Annotated in this window: 23 protein-coding genes, 3 tRNA genes and 1 pseudogene; 9 read left to right on the top strand and 18 right to left on the bottom strand. The window is 65.8% G+C overall.

Annotation, left to right across the window (positions count from 1 at the left end; genetic code table 11):
- Positions 1-59 precede the first annotated feature (59 nt).
- The 3 genes from AB4850_RS17730 to AB4850_RS17720 form a co-directional block, all read right to left on the bottom strand.
- On the bottom strand, positions 60-530 hold the full coding sequence (locus tag AB4850_RS17730) for a DUF2214 family protein (RefSeq protein WP_414444320.1): 471 nt from the start codon (positions 528-530) through the stop codon (positions 60-62).
- 30 nt (positions 531-560) lie between these two features.
- The gene (locus AB4850_RS17725) at positions 561-1,739 is read right to left on the bottom strand and encodes a hypothetical protein (RefSeq protein WP_414444319.1); all 1,179 of its coding nucleotides are present in this window, start codon (positions 1,737-1,739) and stop codon (positions 561-563) included.
- A 294-nt stretch (positions 1,740-2,033) separates the two neighbouring features.
- A complete protein-coding gene (locus AB4850_RS17720; RefSeq protein ID WP_414444318.1) occupies positions 2,034-3,098 on the bottom strand; it encodes a glycosyltransferase family 4 protein in 1,065 nt (354 codons plus the stop codon).
- A 638-nt stretch (positions 3,099-3,736) separates the two neighbouring features.
- On the opposite strand from AB4850_RS17720, the gene AB4850_RS17715 reads away from it, so the two are divergent.
- Entirely contained in the window at positions 3,737-5,572 is a 1,836-nt protein-coding gene (locus AB4850_RS17715; RefSeq protein WP_414444317.1) for an ABC transporter ATP-binding protein, read from the top strand.
- A gap of 100 nt (positions 5,573-5,672) precedes the next feature.
- Here AB4850_RS17715 and otsA read toward each other — a convergent pair whose 3' ends face one another.
- The 4 genes from otsA to AB4850_RS17695 all read right to left on the bottom strand — a co-directional run bounded on the left by otsA (position 5,673) and on the right by AB4850_RS17695 (position 9,533).
- A complete protein-coding gene (otsA, locus tag AB4850_RS17710; protein WP_414444316.1) occupies positions 5,673-7,076 on the bottom strand; it encodes an alpha,alpha-trehalose-phosphate synthase (UDP-forming) in 1,404 nt (467 codons plus the stop codon).
- Positions 7,073-7,825: a trehalose-phosphatase gene (gene otsB, locus AB4850_RS17705; RefSeq protein ID WP_414444315.1), complete on the bottom strand. Its 753-nt coding sequence runs from the start codon at positions 7,823-7,825 to the stop codon at positions 7,073-7,075. The genes otsA and otsB overlap by 4 nt, the downstream gene beginning before the upstream one ends.
- Positions 7,826-8,004: 179 nt before the next feature.
- Positions 8,005-8,499, bottom strand: a complete 495-nt coding sequence (locus AB4850_RS17700) for a GNAT family N-acetyltransferase (RefSeq protein ID WP_414444314.1) — start codon at positions 8,497-8,499, stop codon at positions 8,005-8,007.
- A gap of 167 nt (positions 8,500-8,666) precedes the next feature.
- Positions 8,667-9,533: a pirin family protein gene (locus tag AB4850_RS17695; protein WP_414444313.1), complete on the bottom strand. Its 867-nt coding sequence runs from the start codon at positions 9,531-9,533 to the stop codon at positions 8,667-8,669.
- A 124-nt stretch (positions 9,534-9,657) separates the two neighbouring features.
- Between AB4850_RS17695 and AB4850_RS17690 the strand changes: the two genes are divergently transcribed.
- The 5 genes from AB4850_RS17690 (at position 9,658) to AB4850_RS17670 (ending at position 12,586) form a co-directional block, all read left to right on the top strand.
- A complete protein-coding gene (locus AB4850_RS17690) occupies positions 9,658-10,563 on the top strand; it encodes a LysR family transcriptional regulator (protein WP_414444312.1) in 906 nt (301 codons plus the stop codon).
- Positions 10,564-10,674: 111 nt separating this feature from the next.
- Positions 10,675-11,181 carry a GAF domain-containing protein gene (locus AB4850_RS17685; protein ID WP_414444311.1) on the top strand — a complete coding sequence of 169 codons (507 nt, stop codon included), beginning with the start codon at positions 10,675-10,677 and terminating at the stop codon, positions 11,179-11,181.
- Positions 11,182-11,399: 218 nt separating this feature from the next.
- Positions 11,400-11,951: an RNA polymerase sigma factor gene (locus AB4850_RS17680; protein WP_414444310.1), complete on the top strand. Its 552-nt coding sequence runs from the start codon at positions 11,400-11,402 to the stop codon at positions 11,949-11,951.
- Positions 11,952-11,961: 10 nt separating this feature from the next.
- Entirely contained in the window at positions 11,962-12,279 is a 318-nt protein-coding gene (locus AB4850_RS17675) for a hypothetical protein (RefSeq protein ID WP_414444309.1), read from the top strand.
- A 1-nt stretch (position 12,280) separates the two neighbouring features.
- On the top strand, positions 12,281-12,586 hold the full coding sequence (locus AB4850_RS17670; protein WP_414444308.1) for a 4Fe-4S dicluster domain-containing protein: 306 nt from the start codon (positions 12,281-12,283) through the stop codon (positions 12,584-12,586).
- A 52-nt stretch (positions 12,587-12,638) separates the two neighbouring features.
- On the opposite strand, the gene AB4850_RS17665 is transcribed toward AB4850_RS17670, so the two are convergent.
- The 6 genes from AB4850_RS17665 to uvrC form a co-directional block, all read right to left on the bottom strand.
- A complete protein-coding gene (locus AB4850_RS17665) occupies positions 12,639-14,003 on the bottom strand; it encodes an SGNH/GDSL hydrolase family protein (protein WP_414444307.1) in 1,365 nt (454 codons plus the stop codon).
- 1,419 nt (positions 14,004-15,422) lie between these two features.
- Positions 15,423-15,496: transfer RNA gene (locus AB4850_RS17660), tRNA-Cys, on the bottom strand.
- A gap of 119 nt (positions 15,497-15,615) precedes the next feature.
- Positions 15,616-15,691, bottom strand: a tRNA-Gly gene (locus AB4850_RS17655).
- A 68-nt stretch (positions 15,692-15,759) separates the two neighbouring features.
- A tRNA-Gly gene (locus AB4850_RS17650) sits at positions 15,760-15,835 on the bottom strand.
- 149 nt (positions 15,836-15,984) lie between these two features.
- Complete coding sequence (gene pgsA, locus AB4850_RS17645) at positions 15,985-16,578, bottom strand: CDP-diacylglycerol--glycerol-3-phosphate 3-phosphatidyltransferase (protein ID WP_414444306.1); 594 nt, start codon at positions 16,576-16,578, stop codon at positions 15,985-15,987.
- 82 nt (positions 16,579-16,660) lie between these two features.
- Complete coding sequence (gene uvrC / locus AB4850_RS17640) at positions 16,661-18,856, bottom strand: excinuclease ABC subunit UvrC (protein ID WP_414444305.1); 2,196 nt, start codon at positions 18,854-18,856, stop codon at positions 16,661-16,663.
- A gap of 76 nt (positions 18,857-18,932) precedes the next feature.
- Between uvrC and earP the strand changes: the two genes are divergently transcribed.
- The 3 genes from earP (at position 18,933) to AB4850_RS17625 (ending at position 22,508) form a co-directional block, all read left to right on the top strand.
- The gene (gene earP / locus AB4850_RS17635; RefSeq protein WP_414444304.1) at positions 18,933-20,129 is read left to right on the top strand and encodes an elongation factor P maturation arginine rhamnosyltransferase EarP; all 1,197 of its coding nucleotides are present in this window, start codon (positions 18,933-18,935) and stop codon (positions 20,127-20,129) included.
- Positions 20,130-20,285: 156 nt separating this feature from the next.
- Positions 20,286-20,843, top strand: coding sequence for an elongation factor P (gene efp, locus AB4850_RS17630; protein WP_414444303.1), 558 nt, complete (start codon positions 20,286-20,288; stop codon positions 20,841-20,843).
- A gap of 264 nt (positions 20,844-21,107) precedes the next feature.
- On the top strand, positions 21,108-22,508 hold the full coding sequence (locus tag AB4850_RS17625) for a sigma-54-dependent transcriptional regulator (RefSeq protein ID WP_414444302.1): 1,401 nt from the start codon (positions 21,108-21,110) through the stop codon (positions 22,506-22,508).
- 111 nt (positions 22,509-22,619) lie between these two features.
- Here the strand turns inward: AB4850_RS17625 and nagZ are convergent, their stop codons facing one another.
- From nagZ to era, 5 genes and pseudogenes are all read right to left on the bottom strand, one after another.
- Positions 22,620-23,648: a beta-N-acetylhexosaminidase gene (gene nagZ, locus AB4850_RS17620; protein ID WP_414444301.1), complete on the bottom strand. Its 1,029-nt coding sequence runs from the start codon at positions 23,646-23,648 to the stop codon at positions 22,620-22,622.
- Between the two features lie 25 nt (positions 23,649-23,673).
- Complete coding sequence (gene acpS / locus AB4850_RS17615; RefSeq protein WP_414444300.1) at positions 23,674-24,090, bottom strand: holo-ACP synthase; 417 nt, start codon at positions 24,088-24,090, stop codon at positions 23,674-23,676.
- A gap of 7 nt (positions 24,091-24,097) precedes the next feature.
- Positions 24,098-24,871 carry a pyridoxine 5'-phosphate synthase gene (gene pdxJ / locus AB4850_RS17610; RefSeq protein ID WP_414444299.1) on the bottom strand — a complete coding sequence of 258 codons (774 nt, stop codon included), beginning with the start codon at positions 24,869-24,871 and terminating at the stop codon, positions 24,098-24,100.
- Positions 24,868-25,760 (bottom strand): annotated as a pseudogene (recO, locus tag AB4850_RS17605) (DNA repair protein RecO). Before recO ends, pdxJ begins: the two are co-directional and overlap by 4 nt.
- The gene (gene era / locus AB4850_RS17600; protein WP_414444298.1) at positions 25,747-26,649 is read right to left on the bottom strand and encodes a GTPase Era; all 903 of its coding nucleotides are present in this window, start codon (positions 26,647-26,649) and stop codon (positions 25,747-25,749) included. The pseudogene recO and the gene era overlap by 14 nt, the downstream one beginning before the upstream one ends.
- Positions 26,650-26,692: the final 43 nt, after the last annotated feature.

The following is a 26,692-nucleotide window of genomic DNA, read 5'->3' as shown; positions in this document are numbered from 1 at the left end:
GCGCAATACCGGCCTTTCAGACGATGAGCGGGGGGCCCGTCGAGGCGGGGCGAAATGCCTCAGCCGGGCATGCCGATGCCGCGCGCCATGCCGGCGGCGGCAAACACGATCACGATGATCAGCGCGGCCTGCGCGTGGAAGATTCGCGAATAGGCCGACGCGCGCGACACGTCGGGCAACGCGCCGCGCCGAACCGCCGCGCGCCAGCGGAGCAGCGCGAGCATGGGCTGGATCTCCAGCGCGAGCACGATCACGAGCGCGGTCATCTTCAGGTGGAACAACGGGGTGTGCAGATAGTAGGCGCTGCCCTTCTCGAAGCCGCCGAACGCGCGCAGCAGCCCGGTAGCGATCAGCACCAGCGCCGTCAGCCCCCAGCCGGTATCGGCGCGGAACACGGCACGCAGGTCGGCCACCTGCACGCTCGCGGCGGCGGCGACGCGCTTGAACGCGCGGTTGCGCGTGGCGATCGCCGCCAGCGCCAGGCCGAACGCACTCAGGTGAATGGCGGCCAGCAACCAGCGGATCATCATGGCGATTTCGTCGGGCCGGCCCGGCGGGCCTCAGACGAACTGTCGCAGCGTTGCATCGAGCGCGCGAGCGGCGGCGCGGTCCCCTTCCGTCGCAAGCGGGGCACGCGCCACAATCTTGCGGTTGTGGCCGACCGCCGCAGGAGAATTCCAGAGCAGTTCGACCTTGGGGCGCGAGAGCGGCTTGCCGCGCGGCATGTCGGAGGTGGCGGGCACGCCGGGGCGATTGGCGGCGGCGGCTCGTGCGGCGGCGTCGGGCTCGGGCATGGCTTGAGGCGGTTCGGCGGCAGCGGCTTGTGCGGCGGAATCGGGCTCGTGCATCGCTTGCGCCGGCTCGGCCGCAGCGGTCGATTCCGGTACGGTGGCGGCGAATTCGGGCGTATCGGCGGCGGCCGTGGCCGAGATCGCAACGGCATCGTGCCCGACAGCCGGGGCCAGCGCGGCCGGTTGCTCGGCAATCGCGACAGCACCCGCCGTGGCGGCCACCGGCTCGCCGTGCGGCACGTTGTCGGCCACGACGATCGGCGTGGTGTCGGCGGCGATATCGGTTGCGTTGGCCGGCATCATCGGTACGGGCGCCGGCTCGGCTTCGAACGGCGGCACCACGGCGGCGGGCGGCAGCACCGTGCCGCGCGGCCAGCGGATCGCCAGCTCGCGCGCGTCGTACTGCCCCACCTTGCGGCTTTCCATCCAGACCACCACGGTGCGCGTGAGCACGTCGATCGAAATGGCGTAGCGGCCGATCGCGAACCGGCGCGCGGCGATATTGGTGCCCCACAGCGGCTGCGGGCGGCAGATCCACACCACCGCGGCATACAGCACCGGCGCGGCAATCAGCCAGCCGTTGCTGGCCATCACGGCATGCATTGCGCGCCGCCAGCCGGCGAACCACACGAACGCGCCGATCGACCAGACGGCAAACAGGAAACAGAGCAAGGCGAACAGGCGCAGCGCCTGGCGCAGCCATTGCGGCAGCGGATGACGCGGCCGTTCGGCGCGCGCGGCGGCGCCCGGCAGGCTCAGCAGCAGAAACAGGAACACGAGATTGACGCAGGCCCACGGCGACGAGGCCATCGACGACAGCGTCGACCACTCCATCTGCGCCATGGCGTGCAACCAGCGCACGAGCAGCACGAGACCGACGGCGCGCAGCGCGAAAATGACGCCGGCTCCGGGAGCCGGAATCGCGCGCGTGGTTTTCGTTCTGGCCAAAACAACTCTCCTGTCGATCATCCTGCGGGTGCCGGATTTTACGGCACGGCCATTATAGGGGCATGACTTCGCCGGGCAGGCAAAACCTGCCGCTTTGCGGCGATTCGCCGAGGCCGCGCGGCGCGGATACAACACCGCCCGGAAAGCGGGCCGCCGTGCCGCCCGATGCCGCACCCCGCCCCGCTTTTCGGTACGGTCGCGAGCACGTCCAGGCACGGGCGACGCCGCAAAGCACGACGCCCCGCAGGGCGAACCCTGCGGGGCGTCGGAACGACCGGTACGGCGAACGCGCAGTTAGTTGGCGTTGACTTCGCGCAGCACGGTGCGGCGGTTCTGGCGCAGCAGCTCTTCGTACACCTTGATGTAGTTGGCAGCCATGACCTTCGACGAGAAGCGCGCTTCGAACGCACCGCGCACCTTCTCGCGCGGCAGCGTGTCGAGCTTCTTGACGGCGGCGATCGCCGAGACTTCATCTTCGACGACGAAACCCGACACGCCGTTGTCGATCACTTCCGGCACCGAACCGCGGTTGAACGCGATCACCGGCGTGCCGCAGGCCATGGCCTCGATCATGACCAGGCCGAACGGCTCCGGCCAATCGATCGGGAACAGCAGCGCGTGCGCATTGCCGAGGAATTCCGACTTCTGCGATTCGTTGATTTCACCGATGTATTCGACGTGCGGCAGCGCGAACAGCGGCTTGATCTTCTCTTCGTAGTAAGCGCGATCGGCCTTGTCGAGCTTGGCGGCGATCTTGATCTTCATGCCGGCCTGTTCGGCGATGCGGATGGCCGTATCGACACGCTTTTCCGGCGAGATGCGGCCCAGGAACGCGAGGTATTCCGGCTTCGCGCCCTTCGGCGGCGTCAGCAGGTTTTCCGGCAGACCGTGATAGACGGTCGGCTGCCAGTTGGCCTGCGGCAGCGGAATGCGCTGGTTGTCCGAGATCGACACGACCGGCACGGTGTTGAACGTGTTGAAGATCGGGTTCAGTTCGGGCAGATCCAGGCGGCCGTGCATCGTCGTGACGTGCGGCACCGGCTGGCGCGAGAACAGCGAGAACGGGTAGTAATCGATGTGGAAGTGCAGCACGTCGAATTCATCGGCGCGGCGGCGCACTTCTTCCAGCAGCAACATGTGGGGAGCCATCACGTCGCGGATCGTCGGGTCGAGGCGCAGGGCCTGCGGCCAGAACGCTTCGAGCTTGGCCGACGTTTGCGAATCGCCGCTCGCGAACAGCGTGACATCGTGCCCCATCTCGACCAGCGCTTCGGTCAGGTAAGACACCACCCGTTCGGTACCGCCATACAGCTTCGGGGGAACCGCTTCGTGCAACGGAGCGATTTGAGCGATTCGCATCTGAGTAACTCCTAAAAAATCGGCAAAAAAACAGGCTAGAAAGGACCGTAAGCCTTGCCGTCCGGCGAGCCGGACTGTTCTTCATATATGAGATGAAACACCATCGGCTCGCGGCGTCGAGCGCCATCCCGTGACGACGCTCCAGCATTCAACGCGCGGTGCCACAGCGCGTTGACAGCATCCCGTAAAATTTCCTGCCCCGCTCGGGATGAGCACCAGGCAACCCGTAAAAATGACTCAGGGTTAGCCCGAACGCCATTATCTGGCCGTTGGTGCAGGCCGGTGCGGAACATTTCAAAGAATTTACGTTGTTACAAAGGCGCAACATTTTGCAACCCTTGGACTTTCAAGGCGGAATTAGAGTGGGAACGTCACGGGCGACGCTGCAGCACCATCATGGTCGGCGTCGCTTTTTGTTTTGCAGGCTGACCAACGTCAGCATCGGCCGCGCGGAAACAATGCGAGCCATGGAATTTTATCCCAAAATGAATCGCAGACCGTAGATCGGATGCGATCGGGTGCGGCACAAACGTCGAGCTTGTTTACAATGCCGGCTTCCGTCCGCATCGCGGGCCATCGCGACGCATGCCGCACCGCGCGCCTCTCAACCTCCGACAGACCGACCACACGCACATATTTTGGAAGCTCTCACACCTGCCCAGCGCAACGCCCACAACGCGAAGCTCTCGAGCTATGCGAGCCGTCCCCTTGCGTTTCTGTTTCGCTACATCCGCAAGCACCCTCTCGCGCACATCATCGTGCTGGCCAGCGTACTGGCCGCCGTCGGCTGCGCGCTCGGCTCGCAATATGCGATCAAGCATCTGATCGACGTGCTCGCGGGCGGCCGCCACCATCCCGGCCCACTGTGGGGCGCGTTCGCCCTGCTGGTCGGCCTGATCGCCGCCGACAACCTGCTCTGGCGGGTCGGCGGCTGGGTGGCCGCGCATACCTTCGTGGCCGTCACCGGCGACCTGCGCCGCGACCTGTTCCAGTATCTGAGCGGCCATTCCCCGAGCTATTACGCGGAAAAGCAGCCCGGCACGCTGGCCAGCCGCATCACCGCCACCTCGAACGCGATCTACACCTCCGAGAACACGATGGCCTGGAACGTCCTGCCGCCATGCATCGCGGTGGTGGGCGCGATCGTCATGATCATCGTGGTCAATCCGATGATGGCGCTCGGCCTGTTCACCGCCTCGGCCATTCTCGCGATCGTGCTGTTCAAGCTGGCGGGCCGCGGCTCGGCGCGCCACCACGCGTTCGCCACCAAGGCCGCAGCCGTGGACGGCGAGCTGGTGGACGTGATCGGCAACATGGCGCTGGTGCGCGCGTTCGGCATGACGCTGAACGAGCAGAAGCGCTTCGGCCAGACGGTCAAGGCCGAAATGGATGCGCGCCAGCAAAGCCTGCTGTACCTCGAAAAGCTGCGCCTGCTGCACGCGGTGATCACCGCCATGCTGTCGGCCGGCCTGCTCGGCTGGGCGCTGATGCTCTGGGATCAGGGCAAGGCCACCTCGGGCGACATCGTGCTGGTCAGCTCGCTCGGCTTCACGATCCTGCACGGCACGCGCGACCTTGCCGTGGCGCTGGTGGACGTGACGCAGCACGTCGCGCGTCTGGCCGAAGCGGTCAGGACCATCCTCGAGCCGCACGGCATGCCGGACCGCTCCGACGCCACCGAGCTGAAATCGCGTGGCGGCCGCGTCGAATTCGAGGGCGTGACGTTCGCCTATCCGAGCCGCACGCCGATCCTCGACCACTTCGACCTGCGCATCGAGGCGGGCCAGCGGGTAGGCCTGATCGGCAAGTCGGGCGCCGGCAAGTCCACCGTGCTGGCGCTGCTGCAGCGCTTCTACGACGTGCAGCACGGTGCGATCAAGATCGACGGCCACGACATCGCCAGCATCACGCAGGGCAGCCTGCGCAACCAGATCGCGCTGGTGCCGCAGGACATCTCGCTGCTGCACCGGACGATCTACGAGAACATCGCCTACGGCCGCCCCGACGCAAGCCGCGAGGAAGTGCTCGCCGCCGCCCGCGACGCGCGCTGCACCGAGTTCATCGAACCGATGCCGGACGGCTTCGACACCATCGTCGGCGACCGCGGCGTGAAGCTGTCGGGCGGCCAGCGCCAGCGCATCGCGATCGCCCGCGCGATCCTCAAGGATGCGCCGATCCTGCTGCTCGACGAAGCCACCTCGGCGCTCGACAGCGCCTCGGAAGAAGCGATCCAGGCCGCGCTCGACCGGCTGATGGTGGGCCGCACCGTGATCGCGATCGCGCACCGGCTCTCGACGCTGCGCAACTTCGACCGCATCATCGCGATGAGCACCGGCAAGGTGATCGACGACGGCGCGCCCGACGAGTTGCGCAACCGCCCGGGCCTGTATCGCGACCTGCTCGCCAAGCAGCACGGCCACGACCTGATCGACGACGACGGCAGCGAACGCAGCAGCGGCGAACGCGTCGCCTGACACTGCCCCGGCCGGCTCGCTTCACGCGAGCCGTTCGCCCAAACAAAAACCGCCGGCAAGCCGGCGGTTTTTTCATGGGCGCAGCAAAAGGCGACGCGCTTCAGCCGCCCTTCAACGCCCTGCCGCCCACGGCCAGATCGCGCAGGAAATTGTCGCGCCACACCGATACATTGTTCTCGCGAAGCTGCGCGATCATGTCCTCGTAGCGCGAGCGGCGCTCGGCCACCGGCATCGACAGCGCCCGCGCGAGCGCCTCGGCCATGCCGTCGATATCCATCGGATTGACGATCAGCGCACCGGTCAGCTCGCGCGCCGCCCCGGCGAAGCGCGACAGCACCAGCACGCCCGGGTCCTCGGGGTCCTGCGCCGACACGTATTCCTTGGCGACCAGGTTCATGCCGTCGCGCAGCGGCGTGACGAAGCCCACGCGCGCGAGCCGGTACAGCGCGGCCAGCAGCGGCCGTTCGTACTGGCGGTGGATGTAGAGGATCGGCGCCCAGTCGAGCTCGGCGTAACGGCCGTTGATGCGGCCCGATTCGCCTTCGAGCTGAAGCCGGATGTCCTGATAGGCGCGCAGGTCGGCGCGCGTGGACGGCGCGATTTGCAGGAACGACACGCGATTGCGATACGACGCCTCGTGTTCGAGCAGCTTCTCGAACGCGCGGAAGCGCTCCACGAGGCCCTTCGAGTAATCGAGCCGATCCACGCTCATCACGAGCTGGCGGCCGTGCAGCGAGGTGGCCAGCGTACGCACCGCGCGCCCGTTCGCGCCGGACTGCGCCAGTTCGGCGATTTCGTCGGGATAGATGCCGATCGGATAGGCCTGCGCGCGCAGCGTGCGGCCGAACGCACTGACCGTGACCGGGCCGGGGCCGTGACGCTCGACGCTGCCGCCCGCCTCGGCATCGATGTAGTCGCAGAACGCGCGCAAATCGGGCTCGGTCTGGAAGCCGAGCAGATCGTACGAGCACAGTGCCTCGACCAGCGCCGCGTGCGGCGGCACGTTGACGAGCACCTGCGCCGCCGGAAACGGAATGTGCAGGAAGAAGCCGATCCGGTTCTTGACGCCGGCCGCGCGCAGCGCCTGCGCGAACGGAATCAGGTGGTAATCGTGAACCCAGATCACGTCGTCGTCGCGCAGCAGCGGCACCAGTTGCTTCGCGAGCCACACGTTGACGCGCCCGTAGCCCTCGAATTCGTTCCGGTCGTACTGGATCAGATCGGTGCGGTAATGGAACGCCGGCCACAACGTGGCGTTCGAGAAACCGCGGTAATACTGGTCGTAATCGCGGCGCGATAGGCCGATGGTCGCGAACGTGACCGGGCCGCGCTCCTCGACGCTGATCTGCGGCGTGCCCGACGGCAGCACGTCGCCGCTCCAGCCGAACCACATGCCGCCGGTTTCCTTCAGCGCGTCGTACACGCCGATCGCAAGCCCCCCCGCCGCCGGTTCGCCTTCGGAAATCGGCGCCACGCGGTTCGATACGATGATCAGGCGGCTCATGCGGATGCGCGTCCTGCCGTGATCCATTGGGCGATCTGCGCGCGCATCGCGTCGACCGAGTCGAGCCGCGTGCCGGCCATCGTGTCGCCCGCGCCGATCTTGATCGACAGGCCGCCCGCGGCGTTGACCACCGCGAAGCCCTTCTCGTCGGTCAGATCGTCGCCGGCGAACACCGGCTTGCGGGCGGCAAATGGCGGCTCGCCGAGGAAGGCCGCGATCGCGCGGCCCTTGTCGACGCCCTTCGGCTTGATCTCGAACACCATCTTGCCGGGCTGCAACACGTAGGCGTCGGGGTAATCGGCCACCAGCCGTTCGGCCACCTCGCGCGCCACCGCTTCGCGCTCCGGCGCATTGCGATAGTGCAGCGCGACGGCCGCGCCCTTGATTTCGAGCAGCATGCCGGGGTTGCGATCGACCACCGCGGCAAGTGCGTGCTCGATGCGCAGCAGGCGGTCGTCGTTGAAACCCACCCGCATCGTGTCGCCGTTCGCGTCGCGGCGCTCGGCGCCGTGCAGGCCGGCGATCGGCAGATCGGTCAGGCCGAGGAAGCCGTCGATGCTGTCGATGCCGCGCCCCGACACGATCGCCACCGCGCCGTGCGCGAGCGTGCGCAGTTCGGTCAGCAAGGCGGGCAGGGAATCGGGCACATGGATGCCGTCAGGCGTGGGCGCGAGATCGACCAGCGTGCCGTCGAAATCGAAGAAGAAGGCGGTGTCGGACAGGGAGAGGGTAGCCGGGACGGATTGCATCGGTTCTCTGATGAAGGTGGCGGCAGGCGAGCGAGGTCGCCGGGGAATCCGCACATCTTACCGCGCCCTTGCAGGCCAGGGCAAAGGGCGGACGGTGCGGCGGCTTGCTGGCGGAAGCTTGTGCGTGATTTGCCCGCGCTGTTGCGGGCTTTCGGCGCGTCAGCCGGCTCTCGGGCGCCTCATCCGGCCGAGCGCATCCAGACGTGCGGAATGCCGTCCTCTTCGTGGATGTCCGAATCCGGCGCGAAGCCGAACGCGCCGTAGTACTTCTGAAGATGCGCCTGCGCATGCAGGCTGATCGGCGTGCCCGGCCATTGCGCGCGAATGCGTTCCAGCGCGTTGGCCAGCAGCGCGTTGCCGAGGCCGATGCCGCGAAACCCGGCCGTGGTCAGCACGCGACCGATGCGCACGTCGGGCGAGCCGGCATCGGGCAGCAGCACGCGCAAATAACCGGCGAGGCGGCCTTCGGCATCGTGGGCGCCGAGATGCCAGGCGTCGAGGTCGGCCTGGTCGATATCGGCGTAGACACACTGCTGCTCGACCACGAACACGGCGCTGCGCGCTTCGAGGATCGCGTGGACCTCGCGTGCGGACAACGCATCGAACGCGCGCCAGCGCCATTCGAGCGCGGCGAGCGAGGGGGAAGACGACGGTGCGGAAGTGGATGAAGACATGCGACTGGTCCAAAAAACAGCACGCGCCCGGGTGGGCGCGCTCGAATGGTCATTATGCCCGCCGCGCGGCTGCCTGGGCAGGCGGCGGTTCGGGTTCGGCTACTGCCCTGCCCTTGCCGAACCGCCGCCGCGAGGGCCCGGACTCAAACCCGGGATCAAACCCGGACTCAGGCCGGCATCCCGCCGAAGCGGCCGCTGTTGAAATCGTCCACCGCCTGACGGATTTCATCCTCGCTGTTCATCACGAACGGGCCATAACCGACTACCGGCTCGTCGATCGGCTCGCCACTCAGCACCAGCAGCGTCGCGTCGTTGTTGGCCTCGATCTCCATCGCACCGCCTTCGCGCGACAGATGCACGACCTGCGCCTCGCGCGCCACTTCGCTGCCGTTCACCAGCACCGTGCCGCGCAGCACGGCGAGCGCGAGCGTCCGGCCGTCCGCGATGTCGAAACGCGCCTGGCCGCCGGCCTTGAGACGCACGTCCCACACGTCGATCGGCGTGAAGGTGCGCGCCGGGCCGCGATGGCCGTCGAACTCGCCGGCGATCACCCGCACCCGGCCCGCGTCGCCCGGCAGCGGCACCGACGGGATCTCGGCATCGCGCAAGGTCTGATAGCCGGGCTCGGCCAGCTTGTCCTTGGCGGGCAGATTCACCCACAACTGCACCATTTCGAGCGCGCCGCCACGTTTCGCGAACGCGTCCGAATGGAATTCCTCGTGCAGGATGCCGCCCGCGGCCGTCATCCACTGCACGTCGCCGGGGCCGATGTGGCCGCCCGCGCCGGTCGAATCGCGGTGATCGACCTCGCCGTCGTAGACGATCGTCACGGTCTCGAAGCCGCGATGCGGATGCTGGCCGACGCCGCGCCGGTGCGTGGTCGGTTCGAACTGCGCCGGGCCGGCGTAATCGAGCAGCAGGAACGGGCTCAGGTGCGTGCCGGTGCTGTGATAGCTGAACAGCGAGCGAACCGGGAAGCCATCCCCGACCCAATGCGGACGCGGGGCGCTATAGGTGCCGACGATTTGTTTCATCTGGACTCTCCTTGATCTGCGTGCCCGAACCGGTCTGTCCGGGCGATGGGAGAAGCATAGGATCGGAACGATTGGAGCGGTAGTATGGGAAAATCACACTCAGCGTTCTACTGGGTGAACGATGATGCGGGATTTGAACGATCTCTACTTCTTTGTGCAGGTGGTCGACCACGGCGGCTTCGCGCCGGCCGGGCGAGCGCTGAACATGCCGAAATCGCGCCTGAGCCGGCGCATCGCCGAACTCGAGGAACGGCTCGGCATGCGTCTGATCCAGCGCTCGACGCGGCGCTTTGCCGTGACCGAGACCGGCGCCACCTATTACGCGCATTGCCGCGCGATGCTGGTGGAGGCCGACGCCGCCGACGAAGCCGTGGCGTTGCTGCACGCCGAGCCGCGCGGCATCGTGCGCATGACCTGCCCGATCGCGCTGCTCGACGCGCTGGTCGGCCCGATGTTGGCCGCCTTCATGGCGCATTGCCCGCACATCGAGATCCATCTGGAGGAAACCAACCGGCGCGTCGATGTGGTGGGCGAAGGCATCGACGTGGCGCTGCGCGTGCGGCCGCCGCCGCTCGAAGACAGCGACCTCGTGCTGCGCCGGCTCGTCGAGCGCGGCCAGTGCCTGGTCGCCAGCCCGGCGCTGCTCGCGCGCCACCCGTTGCCGCGCGTGCCGGCCGATCTGGCCGCGCTGCCGAGCCTCGCGCTCGGACTGCCTCAGGACGATCACGCCTGGGCCTTGCGTGGGCCGGACGGCGTGCAGGCCACCATTCCGCACCGGCCGCGCTTCGTCACGCGCGGCATGTTCGCGCTGCGCGAGGCGGCCGTGTCGGGCGTCGGCGTGGTGCAACTGCCGACCATGATGATTCGCGAGGCGGTGGCGCGCGACGCACTGCGCGTCGTGCCGCCCGACTGGGCGCCGCGCCGCGAGATCGTGCATGCCGTGTTCGCGTCGCGGCGCGGGCTGCTGCCGGCCGTGCGTGCGCTGGTCGATTTTCTGGCCGACCGGTTCGCCGAACTCGAGCCCGACTGAAGCACGCGATATGTCCCCGGCGGCCATTGGCAGCGCGGCGCGCCGATTTCTTTTAGACTGCGCGGACGCGCGGCATTCGCTGCGCATTCCGTATTTTTCGTGCTTCCGATCATGTTCGAACTTTCCGATTCCCTGCCCGCCTCGAAACCCGCGCTGTACGACACGCTCGTCGCGCAAGCGCGCTCGCTGATCGAAGCGGAAACGGATCTCGTCGCCAACGCGGCGAACTTCTCGTCGCTCGTCTATCACTCGCTCGATGGCCTGAACTGGGCCGGCTTCTATTTCTACGACGGCACCGAGCTGGTGGTCGGCCCGTTCCAGGGCAAGCCGGCCTGCGTGCGAATTCCGCTCGGCCGCGGCGTATGCGGCACCGCCGCGCAATCGCGCGCTACCCAGGTGGTGCGCGACGTGCACGAATTCCCGGGCCACATCGCCTGCGATTCGGCTTCGCAATCGGAAATCGTGGTGCCGCTGGTGGCCGCCGACGGCACGCTGATCGGCGTGTGGGACGTCGACAGCCCGAATCTCGCGCGCTTCGACGAAGCCGATCGTACCGGCATGGAAGCGCTGTGCCGCGTGTTCGTCGAGCTGGCCTGGGAGCGGCGCGTCAAACGCTGACCCGCTGCGCGTGTATCGGCCCGCTCGATCGGACAGCCCCTGACGGGGCTGTTTTCATTTGGGCGCGGCCGGTTTCAGGTGCGGCCGGCTCAGGCACGGCCAGCTTCAGATGTGGCCCGTTTCGATCCGGACTGCGAAAAATTCCTGCGCGAAGCCCACAATATCCGCGCGTGCCGTCCGTCTTCAGGCACATGGATTCGCCACTCAGCCCCGACCCGATGAACGAACGAGACCGCGACATGACCGCGACGATCGTGCAGGAACGCACGAGGCTCGGGAATTTCATCCGCCGCCGCGTGCGCGATCCGAACGATGCCGAGGACATTCTCCAGGACGTATTGCACGAATTCGTGCAGGCCTACCGCCTGCCCGCGCCGATCGAGCAGGCCAGCGCGTGGCTGTTCCGCGTGGCCCGCAACCGCATCATCGACCGCTTCCGCAAGAAGAAGGAGCAGCCGATCGTCGACTTCACCGACGACGATGCCGATGACGGCGACACCCGGCTCGATCTCGCCCTGCCCGCCCACGATGCCGGCCCGGACGCGCTGTATGCGCGCAGCGTGCTGCTCGAGGCCTTGCAGGCCGCGCTCGACGAATTGCCGGCGAACCAGCGCGAAGTGTTCGTCGCGCACGAACTCGAAGGACGAAGTTTCAAGGACATGGCGGCCGACAGCGGCGTGGCGATCAACACGCTGCTCGCGCGCAAGCGCTATGCGGTTCTGCATCTGCGCTCGCGGCTGCAGGCCACGTATGACGAACTCGATATTTAGGAGTGAAACGATGCGATACGGAATCAGATGGATCGGCAAGCTTGCCTTTGTGGTGGTAGCGATCGGCGTGCTCGGCTGGGCCGTGATGGGCTTGTGGAACTGGGTGGTGCCGGCGCTGTTCGACGGCGCGCGCGTGATCGATTTCTGGCACGCGCTCGGGCTGCTCGTGTTGAGCCGGATCCTGTTCGGCGGCTTTCGCGGCCACGGCGGCGGCTGGCGGCACAAGAAGCGCTATTGGGAGAAGTGGGAAGCCATGACGCCCGAGGAACGCGAGCAATTCCGCTCCACGTGGCGCAGCCGGCGCTGCGGCGCACCGAAGGGAGAATGAGATGACGCGTACCCCGGCGGCTTCGGCCGCGAACTGCAAGCAGGCGCCGGGCGTGATCGTGCCCGTCGTCGATCTGCGACGTTGCGAGGGCAAGGGCGATTGCCTCGACGTGTGCCCGGAGAACGTGTTCGAGATCCGGCGTATCGATGACGCCGATTACGGTGCGCTCGGTTTGATGAATCGCTTCAAGCTGCGTGTGCACGGCATGAAGGTGGCGTATACGCCGAACGCGGATGCGTGCCGGGCTTGCGGGCTGTGCGTGACGGCTTGCCCGGAGCGGGCGATCAAGCTGGCGCGGGCGGGTTAAAGCTTGTCCGACTGGGCCCGCAGCCGGCCACGGGGCTCGATCGCTCGCCCGGTCACAACCCGAACCGTTCCTGTAAAAACGGCAGCAGGCGTTGCGCGATCCATTCGTGGGTGTGCGTCGTGGGGTGCAACGTGTCCCAGAACACGAAGCGCGACGGATCGTGGCAGTCGGCACGCGGCGACTGAGTCCTCATATACTGGATTGTCGACGGATGGGCAATGTTGAGGCACGATCGCGCGACATCGTCAAAACCGTATTGATCCGGATGATTCAACAAGTCGTTGAATGCCGCGTAGGTATCGAACACCTCGATCCGCAGCGCCGCACCGTAGTGCTCACGCAGCTTCGTCGCGGCGTCAACAAGCCGCCGGTTATAGTCTTTCACCTGTTCGGCCATGCGCGACGCATCGCTACGCGCCGACACTGCCGGGGCGCGGGACACATCAGGCAACTGCACGAGCAGAATGTTCGTGGCACCGGCCGCGGCGAGCCGGTCCAGGCTCTTGCGCAAGCCATTCGCCGCCGCTTCCGAGGTGAGGCCGTAATTGACCAGATCGTTCGCGCCTGCAAAAACCATGAACAGTGTGTTGCCTGGCCGATAGTCGGGAGCCCGATCCATATATTGCTGCCATGAATCGACCTGTTGGGCGATGCCGGGCACGACGAGATACTGATCGACTCCCGCGCCGCCCGTCGCCCAGTTGTACATGGGCAGACCCAGCGCTTTCGCCAGATAGTCGATCCAGACCGGCCCATTGCTGAAACGCCCGGCATGCCAGCTCGTGCGATTGGGAAGCGTCCAGTTGCTGCCGTTGAACATGTTCTGCGTGTCGGACAGACTGTCGCCGAATACGATCAGCTTGTTGATGCCCGCCGGCTGTTGCGCACTGTCGATGGTCCAGATCGAGTAATTGAGGGACCGCGCGTTGTTGGCCGCAACCGCCTGGATGAGTTCCGACCGAATGCCTTTCGACGTGAGCGTCTTGCGGCAAACGTCGGCGAGCGTGTCCTGTGTCGTCGTGCTGTAGAACATGTTTTTCATCCGGGCGACGCCGTCTGCCCACCAGTAGCCGTCGACGCGATACCAGTCCCCGCTGCGAGGATCGAGTGCCCATTCATACGTCGACTTCGGCTTGAGCGGATTCGCATCGATCCGATACCAGCAACGTAAATAGGTGTAGGTATCCGCACCGCGTCGTGCCGCCCGCGTCGATGCGACAGGCGCAGTGGGCACGGCGCGAGTCGCGGCGGGCACGTTGAGCGGGCCGGCCGGCGACAGTGTCGTGTCGCCGGTCGGCATCGGCTGCGAGATCGGCTCCGGCGAAGCATGTGCAATCGCAACGGAAAGCTGTGAGGCAACGAAAAATGCGGATATTACGGCACGACGAGCGAATAAAACTGAACGAGAATAATGCATGACGTTTTGAAGATGATGGGAGTTGAAAAATCGACACAAGCACTTGTGCCCGAATACCGCCCCCATGAGAGGCAGCTCAACGGCCACGGCCAGGCTACCCTTTCCACGTCGCAGGCCCGACAATCGCATGCAGCGCGATTGAACGAAAACCATTTCGGAATAGTCATGCGATATTCGAACCCAATGCCCATGCAATTGAACACGAACCTGGAATCAAATTCAGGCTGACAAAATTCAAGACCCTTGTCTTCGACAAAGACAATATCCGGACAGGCCAGATCCTGCCAATCGGACCGGTTATCGTTAGTGCGAGTCGGGCAGCAACTGTGGAAACAAAGGCCCTCGGATCGATACCATGGCGGAACGTACGGTATTCCCGGCGCTGGAATCCAACACGATTGCGGTCGGCTTTGGTTGCGTAGCGCGCAACAAGCCATTGCCCATCGGGACATCAGGACGATATTGGAATGTACCCACCGATATTTGGAAGATACGAAAATCATGCAGCCTCATGGTGTCATCCATGACTTAAATGCTTTTCCCCTGAAAACGAGCGTTCACGACATCATACATTGATGCCAACTCATAATTTTATAAATACATCTTAGATATGATCGCGCATCTTTCACGCCACGCAAAGACTAACCGACGCACTTCAAATCGACAAGCGCAATGAACTCTCACACGCAATCCAAATCTCACAAAATATCAATAAATTGATATCCATCAAAAACAGCATGTAATCTCTAAAATCACCCGCCACCTGTCAACAAAAATTCCCATCGATAATTCAATACTATCGACACCCGAATTACTTACATGTGAATGCGGTCACCATACCGACCTCGCTTTTCGGAACAGTTGGGATTCAGGAAAGCGGCTTTCCGAAGAGATATGGGCGTCGTGAGGCGAACAAGCACGTCATCACAATGCTGCGCGAGGCATAGGATCAGTGTCATCAGTCCATAGAATTTCGGAGCGGCATGGGCGCGACGATGGGAACGGGTCGAGCCAGCCTGATGGGGAAATTGCGGGGCTCGCATTGGCATAGCGAGCTCTCGAATCGGACATGACGAGCCCAACGCAGATGGTGGCGGGAGCACGCTCGATGCGAGCGGTGACTTACGCAACCGGCGGGACGCCTGTTGGAATGATGAGCGTATTCGCCAGTTCGGAGGCAGCCCGACACGGCATGATCAATCGATACGCCGGTACTGGACACGCGATGGACTCCGTGCGAGGTGAAGGCCGGAACGACACCGGCATGGCGTCGGACACGCCGGACAGCCGCGGCAAGACCGCGCGAACGAAAGCTTCACCGAGACATTGCGACGGATGCATGAGCCAGCAACAGGGCCGGCCGGCCCTACGAGACAGAAAAAGAAAAGCCCCGCATTTGCGGGGCTTTTCTTTACAACTTGGAGGCGCGAGCCGGAGTCGAACCGGCCTACACGGCTTTGCAGGCCGCTGCATAACCGCTTTGCTATCGCGCCAAAAGCGGACTGCCGAATCGTCACGAAATGCTGCCCGCAACGACCGCAGCTTTTTTTGCTCCGCAGATTCACTTTGGAAATCTGCCAAACAAAAAGGGAAGCGTGGCTTCCCCTTGTTTTGGAGCGGGAGACGAGTCTCGAACTCGCGACCTCAACCTTGGCAAGGTTGCGCTCTACCAACTGAGCTACTCCCGCATTACCTGCTACGCAGGCTTTGCCGAACCACAATGCGACTGCTGATTCAACAAAACACCGCTTGAATCTGGAGCGGGAGACGAGTCTCGAACTCGCGACCTCAACCTTGGCAAGGTTGCGCTCTACCAACTGAGCTACTCCCGCATTGTGCTGCTTACTGCTGCCATCTCCGCGCTACCGCTTCGTTCGCTGCTGCGTTCGTTTCAGTGCAGCGGAGAAATGAGATTATGTAGAACCTGTTTCAGAGTGTCAAGCGTTTTTCGCACCCTTTTTCTCGACACCCCGGTAAAGCTTCACATCGCACCGCCACGCTCACGAATCTGCGGCCACGCGAGCTTCATGTAGTACAGCATCGACCAGATCGTCAGCACCGACGCGAGATAGATGAGCCACAGGCCCCACACGCGGGTGTCGATGGTGATACCGCCCCCAATCGGCAGCGCGCCATAATACAGCAACATCGGGATCGCGACCATCTGGCAGGCGGTCTTGAACTTGCCGAGCGAATTCACGGCCACGCTCTTCGAGGCGCCGATCTGCGCCATCCATTCGCGCAGGGCCGAAATCGCGATTTCCCGGCCGATGATCACCAGCGCGATGGCGGCATCGATGCGCGAGATCTGCACCAGCACCAGCAGCGCCGCGGTCACCATCAGCTTGTCGGCAACCGGGTCGAGAAACGCACCGAACGCCGAGGTCTGGTTCCATTTGCGAGCCAGGAAGCCGTCGAACCAGTCGGTCAGCGCCGCCAGCACGAACACCAGCGCCGCCGCCAGGTTGCGGTGATCGGCGCTCATCATGACGTCCGGCAGATAGAACAAGCCGACGACGAGCGGAATCAGCACGATTCGCACCCAGGTCAGGAATATCGGGAAATTGAACGGCATGACGGGCTGGACGGGTAGAGGATGTGCAATTGTGCCGCGCCGCCCGCCCCGCCACAAGCCAGCAGGGTGAGCGCGCGGCGCTTCAGTGAAGCTGGCGGTAGATCTGCTCGGCGAGCGCGTGCGAAATGCCCTCGACGCTGGCCAGCTCTTCGACGCTCGCGGCCACCACGCCGCGCAGCCCGCCGAACCGCGCGAGCAAGCGCTGACGCCGCTTGGCCCCCACGCCTTCGAGTTCCTCCAACCGCGACGTCTGTCGGGTTTTGGCGCGCTTGGCGCGCATGCCGGTGATCGCGAAGCGGTGCGCCTCGTCGCGGATCTGCGCGACCAGCATCAGCGCCGCGCTTTCCTTGCCGAGTTCGAGCGACGGGCGACCGTCGGCGAAGATCAGCGTTTCCAGGCCGACCTTGCGCCCCTCGCCTTTCGCCACGCCCACCAGCATCGAGCAATCGAGGCCCAGCTCGGTGAACACCTGCCGCGCCACTTCCACCTGGCCCTTGCCGCCGTCGATCAGCACGATGTTCGGCAGCAGCGAAGCGGCCGCCGTGGCGTGCGTCGCGTCGCCGTCGATGCCGGCTGCGGTATCGGCCGCGGCCGCGTCGGCCGCCTGCTCGACCATCTTCTCGTAGCGGCGCGTCAACACCTGGCGCATCGCCGCGTAATCGTCGCCGGGCGTGATGCCGGTGATGTTGTAGCGGCGGTATTCGCCCGACTGCATCTTGTGATGATGGAACACTACGCACGACGCCTGGGTGGCCTCGCCCATCGTGTGGCTGATGTCGAAGCATTCGATCCGCAATTCGGCGAGATCGTCCGATTCGAGGCTCAGCACGTCGCCGAGCGCGCGCGTGCGCGCCTGCTGCGAACCTTGCTCGGACAACAAACGCGCCAGCGCGAGCCGCGCGTTCTGCTCGGCCATCGCGAGCCACGCGCGCTTCTGCCCTTGCGGCTGGCGCAGCACCGCGACCTTGTGGCCGGCCTGCTCGATCAGCAGGTCGATCAGCTCCCGATTCGACGGCGCATGGCTGACCACCAGCACCGGCGGCACGCGATTGCCGAGATAGTGCTGGGCGATGAACGCTTCGAGCACTTCGGTTTCGATCGAGACGCCGGCCGGTTCGGCTTCGGCTTCGGCTTCGGCTTCGGCTTCGGCTTCGGCGCTGGCCGGCTCGTCGGCGGGAGCCGCGCCGGCCTCGTCCGCCAACGCATCGACAGCGCCGTCTGAATCGGCCGGCATCGCCGCCTCGCCCGCATCGGAAGCGTCCGCCATCGGCCCCATCAGCGCCGCCGGATCTTCCATCACGGCGCCATCCACCTCGGTGTCCCCCGCCACGCCCGCCGCCAACGCCAACGCGCTATCGGCATGCGCCGGGAAATACGCCTTGTCGCCAAGGTGCCGGCCGCCGCGCACCATCGCCAGATTCACGCACACGCGCCCGCCCAGCGCCACCACGGCGAGAATGTCGACGTCGCTCTCGCCGCCGACCTCGATCGCCTGCTGATGCAGCACGGTCGACAGCGAACTCATCTGGTTACGCACCGCCGCCGCCTGCTCGAACTTCAGTTCGCCCGCGAACGCGTGCATCTTCTGCTCCAACTCCTTCATTACCTCGCTCTGCCGGCCGAGCAGGAAGCGCGATGCGTTCGACACGTCGCGCGCGTAATCCTCCTCGCCGATCGCGCCGACGCATGGCGCGGTGCAGCGGCTGATCTGATGCAGCAGGCAGGGCCGCGTCCGGTTACCGAACACGGAATCCTCGCAGGTGCGCAACTGGAACACGCGCTGCAGGATCTGGATGCTTTCGCGCACCGCCCAGGCGCTCGGAAACGGCCCGAAATACTGGTTCTTGCGATCGACCGCGCCGCGGTAATACGCCATGCGCGGAAACGCGTGCCCGGTCAGCTTCAGATACGGGTACGACTTGTCGTCGCGAAACAGGATGTTGTAGCGCGGCGCGAGCGCCTTGATCAGGTTGTTTTCGAGCAGCAGCGCCTCGGCCTCCGAGCGCGTGACCGTGGTTTCGATCTTCGCGATCCGCGACACCATCATCGCGATGCGCGGCGAGGGCAGCGTCTTGTTGAAATAGCTCGAAACGCGCTTCTTCAGGTTGCGCGCCTTGCCGACGTAGAGCACCGCGCCGCCCGCGTCGTAATAGCGATAGACGCCGGGCAGGTGCGGCAATTGCGCGAGGATCGGCTTCGGTTCGAACGGGGCGTCGGCCGGAACGGACGGATCGGCCTGGGGAGGCGTGCGGGACGAATCGGATGCGGGGGCTGTCATGCGGGATCCGGGCGCCGTGGCGCGCGAACAGGTCATTTAGAATCGCCAGTTTAGTGCATTCGCCCCGGTTCCTTCGATGCCCGACTTCCCTGCCCCATCGCCCGCCCGCCCCGACGCCTCCGGGCCGCCGCTCGCCTGCGACATCTTCTGCACCGTGGTCGACAACTTCGGCGATATCGGCGTGTGCTGGCGGCTCGCCCTGCAACTCGCGCGCGAACACGGCTGGCAGGTGCGCTTGTTCGTCGACGACCTGGCCACCTTCGCCCGGCTCGCGCCCGGCCTCGATCCGGCGGCGGCCAAGCAAAGGGTGGACGGCATCGCGATCGAGCATTGGGGCGAACCGGTGCATGCCGGCGACACGCTCGCGATCGCCGACGTGGCGATCGAGGCATTCGCCTGCGAACTGCCGGCCGAGTACGTGCGCGCGATGGCGCGTCGCGAACGCGCGCCGGTCTGGATCAACCTCGAATACCTGAGCGCCGAGGATTGGGTGGCCGATTTCCATCGCCGCCCGTCACCGCATCCGCGCTATCCGCTGCAAAAGGCGTTCTTCTTTCCGGGGCTCGGCCCCGGCACCGGCGGCGTGCTGAAGGAAGCCGGCCTCGATGCGCGGCGCGAGGCGTTCATGGCCTCGGCCGAGGCGCGCGACGCGTGGTGGCGACGCGCCACCGGCGGCCCCACGCCGACGCCCGGCACACTGGTCGTCTCGCTGTTCGCCTATGAAAATCCGGCGCTCGGCGCGCTGCTCGAACAATGGCGCGACGGCACGCAGCCGGTCGTGCTGCTGGTGCCGGAAGGCCGTATCGGCCCGGCGGTGGCCGCGTTCTTCGGCCTGGCCGGCTTCGGCGCGGGCAGCCACGCGCAGGCGGGCCGGCTCACCGTGCACGGCCTGGCCTTCGTCGCCCAGCCCGATTACGACGCGCTGTTGTGGGCCAGCGATCTGAACTTCGTGCGCGGCGAGGATTCCTTCGTCCGCGCGCAGTGGGCACGCAAGCCGTTCGTCTGGCACATCTACCCGCAGGCCGACGACGCCCACCTGCCGAAACTCGACGCGGCGCTTGCCCACCTGAGCGCCACATTGCCCGCCCCGGCGCGCGACGCCGCCGCCCGCTTCTGGCACGCCTGGAACGGCGCGGGCACGCCGGACTGGGCCGATTTCTCGGCTCACCGGGCCACGTTCGATGCGCGTGCACACGCCTGGGCGGACGAACTGGCGGCGGTGGGCGATCTCGCTGGAAATCTGGCGGATTTCACAAAATCTCAGTTAAAATAAGCAGTTATCCAACGGCGGACCACGCAAGCGCGTTCCGGCCCCGGTCAATTGCCTGAAACACGGCGCCCGGCGTGCGAAACGAACCAGACATGGCCCGCTTGCGTAGTCGGCCGTTGCGCGACATCAGGAAAATTTTTTGCACAGGACAGTTTTGATATGAAAACCGCTCAGGAACTCCGCGTAGGCAACGTCGTGATGGTCGGCAGCGATGCGTGGGTTGTCGCCAAGGCCGAATACAACAAGTCGGGCCGTAACTCGGCCGTCGTCAAGATGAAGCTGAAGAACCTGCTGACGAACGCCGGCCAGGAATCGGTTTATAAGGCGGACGACAAGTTCGACGTCGTCGTGCTCGACCGCAAGGAAGTCACGTATTCGTATTTCGCCGATCCGATGTACGTGTTCATGGACGCCGATTACAACCAGTTCGAAGTCGAAGCCGAAATGATGGCCGACGCACTGAACTACCTCGAAGACGGCATGGCTTGCGAAGTCGTGTTCTATAACGAGAAGGCCATTTCGGTCGACATGCCGACGGTCATCGTGCGCGAAATCACGTACACGGAACCGGCCGTCAAGGGCGACACGTCGTCGGGCAAGGTGCTGAAGAGCGCCAAGCTGGCAACGGGCTACGAACTGCAAGTCCCGCTGTTCTGCGCCACCGGCGACAAGATCGAAATCGATACGCGTACCAACGAGTATCGCAGCCGCGCATAAGTTTCACGCGATTGGCTTTAAAAAGCGCCCTTCGGGGCGCTTTTTGTTTGCCTGCGGCACATAATTGCATAAAATTGCAATAATCTAGCTTTTCAGCGTTGCCGCACAGAATCGGCATCAATTTGTATCTTCGGTAACTCTTTTGCTTTCAAAGGTAAATACCGTACGCTATTGCCGCCAAGGGACATAAAATCCGACGCTAATCAAACAAATAGGGCGTACAGCCCGTCACGAACGGCCGGCCCATTGAACATTCCGCACACCATGCCACACGCCCTCATAGTCGAAGACGATCCCAACAGCTTGTCCGGCCTGACGGCGCTGCTTGCCGCTGACGGATTCACGGTCGACACCGCCACCTCGCTCGCCGAGGCTCGTGCAGCATTGGCGCGGACCATTCCCGACGTGGTGCTGGTCGACCTGAACCTGCCCGATGGCAGCGGCTTCGACCTGCTGCAGCACCTGCCCCAGCCGCAGCAGCCGAACGGCGGCCTTCCGGTCATCGTGCTGACCGGCAATGCGACGGTCGAGAGCGCGATCGAGGGGTTGCGGCACGGGATCTGGGATTACCTGCTCAAGCCGGTCAATATTCCGCGGCTGCGCAGCCTGCTGGCGCGCATCCCGCGCCCGTACGAGCTGATCGAGGAAGTGCAGACGCTGCGCACCACGCTGCGCCGCCTGGGCCGCTTCGGGCCGCTGATCGGCCGCAGCGACGGCACGCAACACGTGTACGACATGATCGAGCGCAATGCGCGCAGCGAGGCCGCCGTGCTCGTGTGGGGCGAGGCCGGCACCGGCAAGGAAGCCACCGCCCGCGCCCTGCACGACCTGAGCCGCCGCCGCAAGGGGCCGCTCGTCAAGTTCGACTGCCGCGCCGCGCTGCAACTGCCGCGCGTGATCGAACTGGGCAGCGTCGTCATCGAAAGCATGTTGTTCGGCCGCGAACGCGGCAGCTACGGCGGTGCCGAACGGCGCGAGCCGGGCCTGTTCGAACAGGCCAGCGGCGGCACGCTGCTGCTCAAGGATGTGACCGCCCTGCCGCTGTCGATCCAGGAATCGCTGCTGCGCGCGCTCGATTCGCAATCGTTCATGCGCATCGGCGGCTCGGCCGAGATCGCCACCGATTTCCGCCTGATCGCCACCTCGCGCCGCCCGGCACGCGAGGCGCTCGACAACGGCACGCTGCGCGAGGATCTGTGGCTGCGGCTCGACGCGGCTTCGATCGCGCTGCCGCCGCTGCGCGATCGCGACGACGACATGCTGCAGATCGCCGAGGCGCTCGTCACCGACCTGAACCTGGAAGCGCGCAAGGCGGGCCTCGGCTCGGTCGACAAGCGCATCGCACCCGAGTTCATCCGCGAATGCCTGGCCTACGACTGGCCCGGCAACGTGCGCGAGTTGCGTGAACGCGTGCGGCTCGCCTACGAGGCATCGGGCGATTTCATCGAAACGCTGCGTGCCAACGACGGCGTGTTCGTGCCGGGCGCCGCGCTGAACGGCAGCAGCGTGCAGGTGCGCGTCGGCACGCCGCTGTCGGACGTCGAGGATCTGCTGATCCGCGCGACGCTCGACGCCGTGGGCGGCACCCGCCACCGCGCCGCCGCCCTGCTCGGCATCAGCCCGAAGACGCTCTACAACAAGCTGCAACGCATGAAGATGAACTGATGACGGATGCCGCGCGCAATCCGCGACGCGGCATCGGATCGATGAAACGACACGGGCCGCGCATTGCGCGGCCCGTTCTCTTTTTGGCGAAGCGCTTGCGCCGCCAGGCGCTCACCCCAGCGTCTCGCGCAGCAGCGCCGTGGCGCGCTGGTAGTCGGGGCGGCGCGTCAGCTTGTCCCAGCTCGACGGCTTGCCGCGCGGACGCAGCCGGCGAATGCGGCGCGCCGATTCCGGCGACACCTCGGCCTGCATCTCGTTGAGCACCTTTTCGGCCTCTTCGGGCTGATTGCAGACCAGCACCATGTCGCAACCGGCCTCGATCGCCGCGTCGGCCGCCTGGGCGAGCGAGCCGCCCGCACGCGCCGCTTCCATCGACAGGTCGTCGCTGAACACCGCCCCCGTGAAACCGAGCCGGTCGCGCAGCACGTCCTGCAGCCAGATCGGCGAGAACCCGGCCGGGCGCCGATCCACCTGCGTGTAGATCACGTGCGCCGGGATCACCGCCGACAGCGACAGGCCGAGCCAGTCGTAAGGCGCGACGTCGACCTTGAGGATCTGCTCGAGCGGCCGGTCGTCGGTCGGCAGCGCGACGTGCGAATCGGCTTCGGCAAAACCGTGACCGGGAAAATGCTTGCCGCAGTTCGCCATGCCGGCCAGCGCCAGGCCATGGTTCAGGCTCTTGGCCAGCAGCGTGACGACGCGCGGGTCGCGATGGAACGCGCGATCGCCGATCACCTTCGAGCGGCCGTAATCGAGATCGAGCACCGGCGTGAAGCTCAGGTCGATGCCGCAGGCACGCAGTTCGGCCGCCAGCACGAAGCCCACGGAGGTCGCCAGCTTGGTGGCGTGCAGCACGTCCTTGTCCCACAGCTCGCCGAGCCGGCGCATCGCCGGGAGCACCGTGAAACCGTCGGTACGGAAACGCTGCACGCGGCCGCCTTCGTGATCGACGGCGATCAGGATGTCCTCGCGCACCGCGCGGATCGAATCGGTCAGCGCGCACAGCTGGGTGCGGTTCTCGAAATGGCGCGTGAACAGGATCACGCCGCCGGTACGCGGATGGGCCAGGCGGCGTGCGTCGTCGCGCGTGAGCGTCGTGCCGACGACGTCGAGCATGACGGGGCCGGGAGTCGGTTTCATCGGGTCGGTCCGTGGAGAAAGAGGTTCAGTCGCGAGCCGGCGCGGCGTCCGGCGTTTCGGCCACGACGAAGGACACGGCGTAGTCGCGTTCGTCGCTGACGGTCACGCGCGCGCTGATCTGCCGCGCGGCCAGCCAGCCGGCCAGTTCGCCCGAGGCCACCACGTAGGGCTGGCCGCTCGGTTCGTTGAGGGTTTGCAGCGCGCGCCAGGTCATCGGCCAGCGCATGCCGAGGCCGATCGCCTTCGAGAACGCTTCCTTGGCCGAAAAGCGCGTGGCCAGGAACGCGATGCCGCGCGCCTCGGAGCGCTTGCGGCGCGCATGGAACACGCGCAGTTCGTCGGGGCCGAGCACCTTCTCGGCGAACCGGCCGCCGGTGCGTTCGAGCACCGCGGCAATCCGGCTCACCTGAACGATGTCGGTGCCGATCCCGTAGATCGTCATGGCGCGCTCAACGGCCGCCGTGACGGGCGGCCACGCGTGCCGCCACCATGATCGCCTTCATCTCGCGCACGGCGTTGTCCCAGCCCGTGAAGATCGATTGCGCGACGATCGCGTGGCCGATGTTCAGCTCGACGATGCCGTCGATCGCGGCGATCGGCTGCACGTTGGTGTAGTGCAGCCCGTGGCCCGCGTTGACCTTCAGGCCCAGCGCGACGCCCGCGTCCACGCCCGCCACCACGCGCTCGTATTCGCGATGCTGCGTGGCCTCGTCGTGCGCTTCCGCATAGGCGCCGGTGTGCAGCTCGACCACTGGCGCGCCGGCCTCGTGCGCGGCGCGAATCTGCTCGGCATCGGGATCGATGAACAGCGACACCCGCACGCCGGCCTCGGCCAGTTGCCGGCACGCGGCGCGCACGGCCTCGAAATGGCCGGCCACGTCGAGGCCGCCTTCGGTCGTCAGTTCCTCGCGCTTTTCCGGCACCAGGCAGGCGTCGTGCGGACGCACCTCGCAGGCGATGTCGAGCATCTCGGCCGTGACCGCGCATTCGAGGTTCATGCGCGTGACCAGCAGCGGGCGCAGCGCACGCACGTCGGCGTCGCGGATATGGCGGCGATCCTCGCGCAGATGCAGCGTGATCGCGTCGGCGCCGGCCTGCTCGGCGGCCAGCGCGGCGCGGATCGGATCGGGATAGGCCGTACCGCGCACATTGCGCAGCGTGGCGACGTGATCGATGTTGACGCCGAGATCGATGGCGTTCGGCGCGGTCAGGAAGAAGCTCATAGGTTTTGCAGGTCGATCAGGATCTGGCGCGTGGCGAGCGGCGTGCCGCCCAGATAGGTGTTGAGCAGGAAGCGCATCAGCGTCTTGCTTTGCGCGACGGTCTGCGCACGATGGTAATCGTCCTCCTCCATGTCGAGCAACGTCTGGCCCGACACGACCGGCCAATGCGACGGCAACTCGTGGTCGGCCTCGCGCACGCCGCGCTCGGGATCGAACACGTAGCGACCATCAGCTTGCACCGTGCGGCGCGACACCGTGCGGGTCAGCGCGCGCGCATGGCCGGTTTCGCGCAGCAGCACGCGCTCGAACGAGCGCAGCACCTGCACGGCCGGCTCGTCATGGGCGAGCCGCGCGAGCGTGAGAAGGTAATGCTGGAACAGGGGGGAAACGGATCTTCGCGCGCGCAGAACTTGACCAGCAGTTCGTTGACGTAGAAACCGCAGAGCAGCGCGTCGCCGCCCAGCGGCAGCATGCCGCCCACCCATTCGGCGCCCGTCAGTGTGCGCATCTCGGATTTGCCCGACCACGACAGCGACAGCGGCTGGAACGTCTGCAGCACGCCGCGCAGCGCCGAATGCGGACGCTTGGCGCCCTTCGCGACGAGCGCGACGCGGCCGTGGTCGCGCGTCAGCACGTCGATGATCAGGCTGGTTTCGCGATAGGGATAGCTGTGCAGCACGAAGCCGGGCTGCTCGGAAACGCGAAATTCGGATGCGCGCGGCCCGCTGGCGCGACGCGGCTTGCGCGCCGGTGCCGGCGCGCGGGGAGCGGGTTCGGATGGCACGGTGCCGGACGAAGCCGCCGTGGCGTCGGGCACGTCGGGCGCGGGATCGGCCAGCGACACGGGGACATCGTCGCCGACGCCGTCCGTCCCGTCATTCGTACCCATAGGCACGAAGCCCCGCTTCGTTGTCGGCCCAACCGCTCTTGACCTTGATGAAGGTCTCCAGATACACGGGGCCGTCGAACAGCTTTTCCATGTCGATGCGCGCCTCGGTGCTGATCTGCTTGAGCTTGGCGCCCTTCTTGCCGATCACCATCGCCTTGTGCGAATCGCGCTCGACCAGGATCGTCGCGAACACGCGCGTGAGCCGGCCTTCTTCCTCGAACTTGTCGATGATCACGGTGCTCGTATACGGCAGCTCGTCGCCCGTCCAGCGGAACACCTTCTCGCGCAGGATTTCGGCGGCGAGAAAACGCGAGCTGCGGTCGGTCAGGTCGTCTTCGCCGTAGATCGGATCGCCTTCCGGCAGGTAGGGCCTGGTGACCTGCATCAGCCGGGCGACGTCGTCGTCGCTCTTGGCCGACAGCGGCACCACTTCGGCGAACTCGCGCAGATCGCCCATGTCCTTCAGGAACGGGAACAGCGAACTCTTGTCGGCCACCCGGTCGAGCTTGTTGAGCACCAGCAACGTGGGCACGTTCTTCGGGATCAGGTCGAGCACCTTTTGATCGTCGGGGCCGAAGCGGCCCGCCTCGATCACGAACAGGATGGCGTCGACCGAGGTGAGCGTGGACGTGACGGTGCGGTTCAGCGTGCGGTTCAGCGCGGTGCTGTGGCGCGTCTGGAAGCCCGGCGTATCGACGAAGATATATTGCGCGTCCGGCAGCGTGTGGATGCCGGTGATGCGATGGCGCGTGGTTTGCGCCTTGCGCGAGGTGATGCTGATCTTCTGGCCGACGAGCGCGTTCATCAGCGTCGATTTGCCGACGTTCGGCCGGCCGACGATGGCGACCATGCCGCAACGGAATCCGGCGGGAGTAACGGGAGCGTTCATATCAGGTTGCTGCAATGCGTGGCGAGCCGCACGACGCGGCCCG

This window comes from Burkholderia sp. 22PA0106 (genome assembly GCF_047497155.1).
In the GTDB taxonomy this organism is placed as follows: Bacteria; Pseudomonadota; Gammaproteobacteria; order Burkholderiales; family Burkholderiaceae; genus Burkholderia.
The sequence above is the reverse complement of the archived record's forward strand: the minus strand, read 5'-3'. Positions and strand labels throughout refer to the sequence as shown.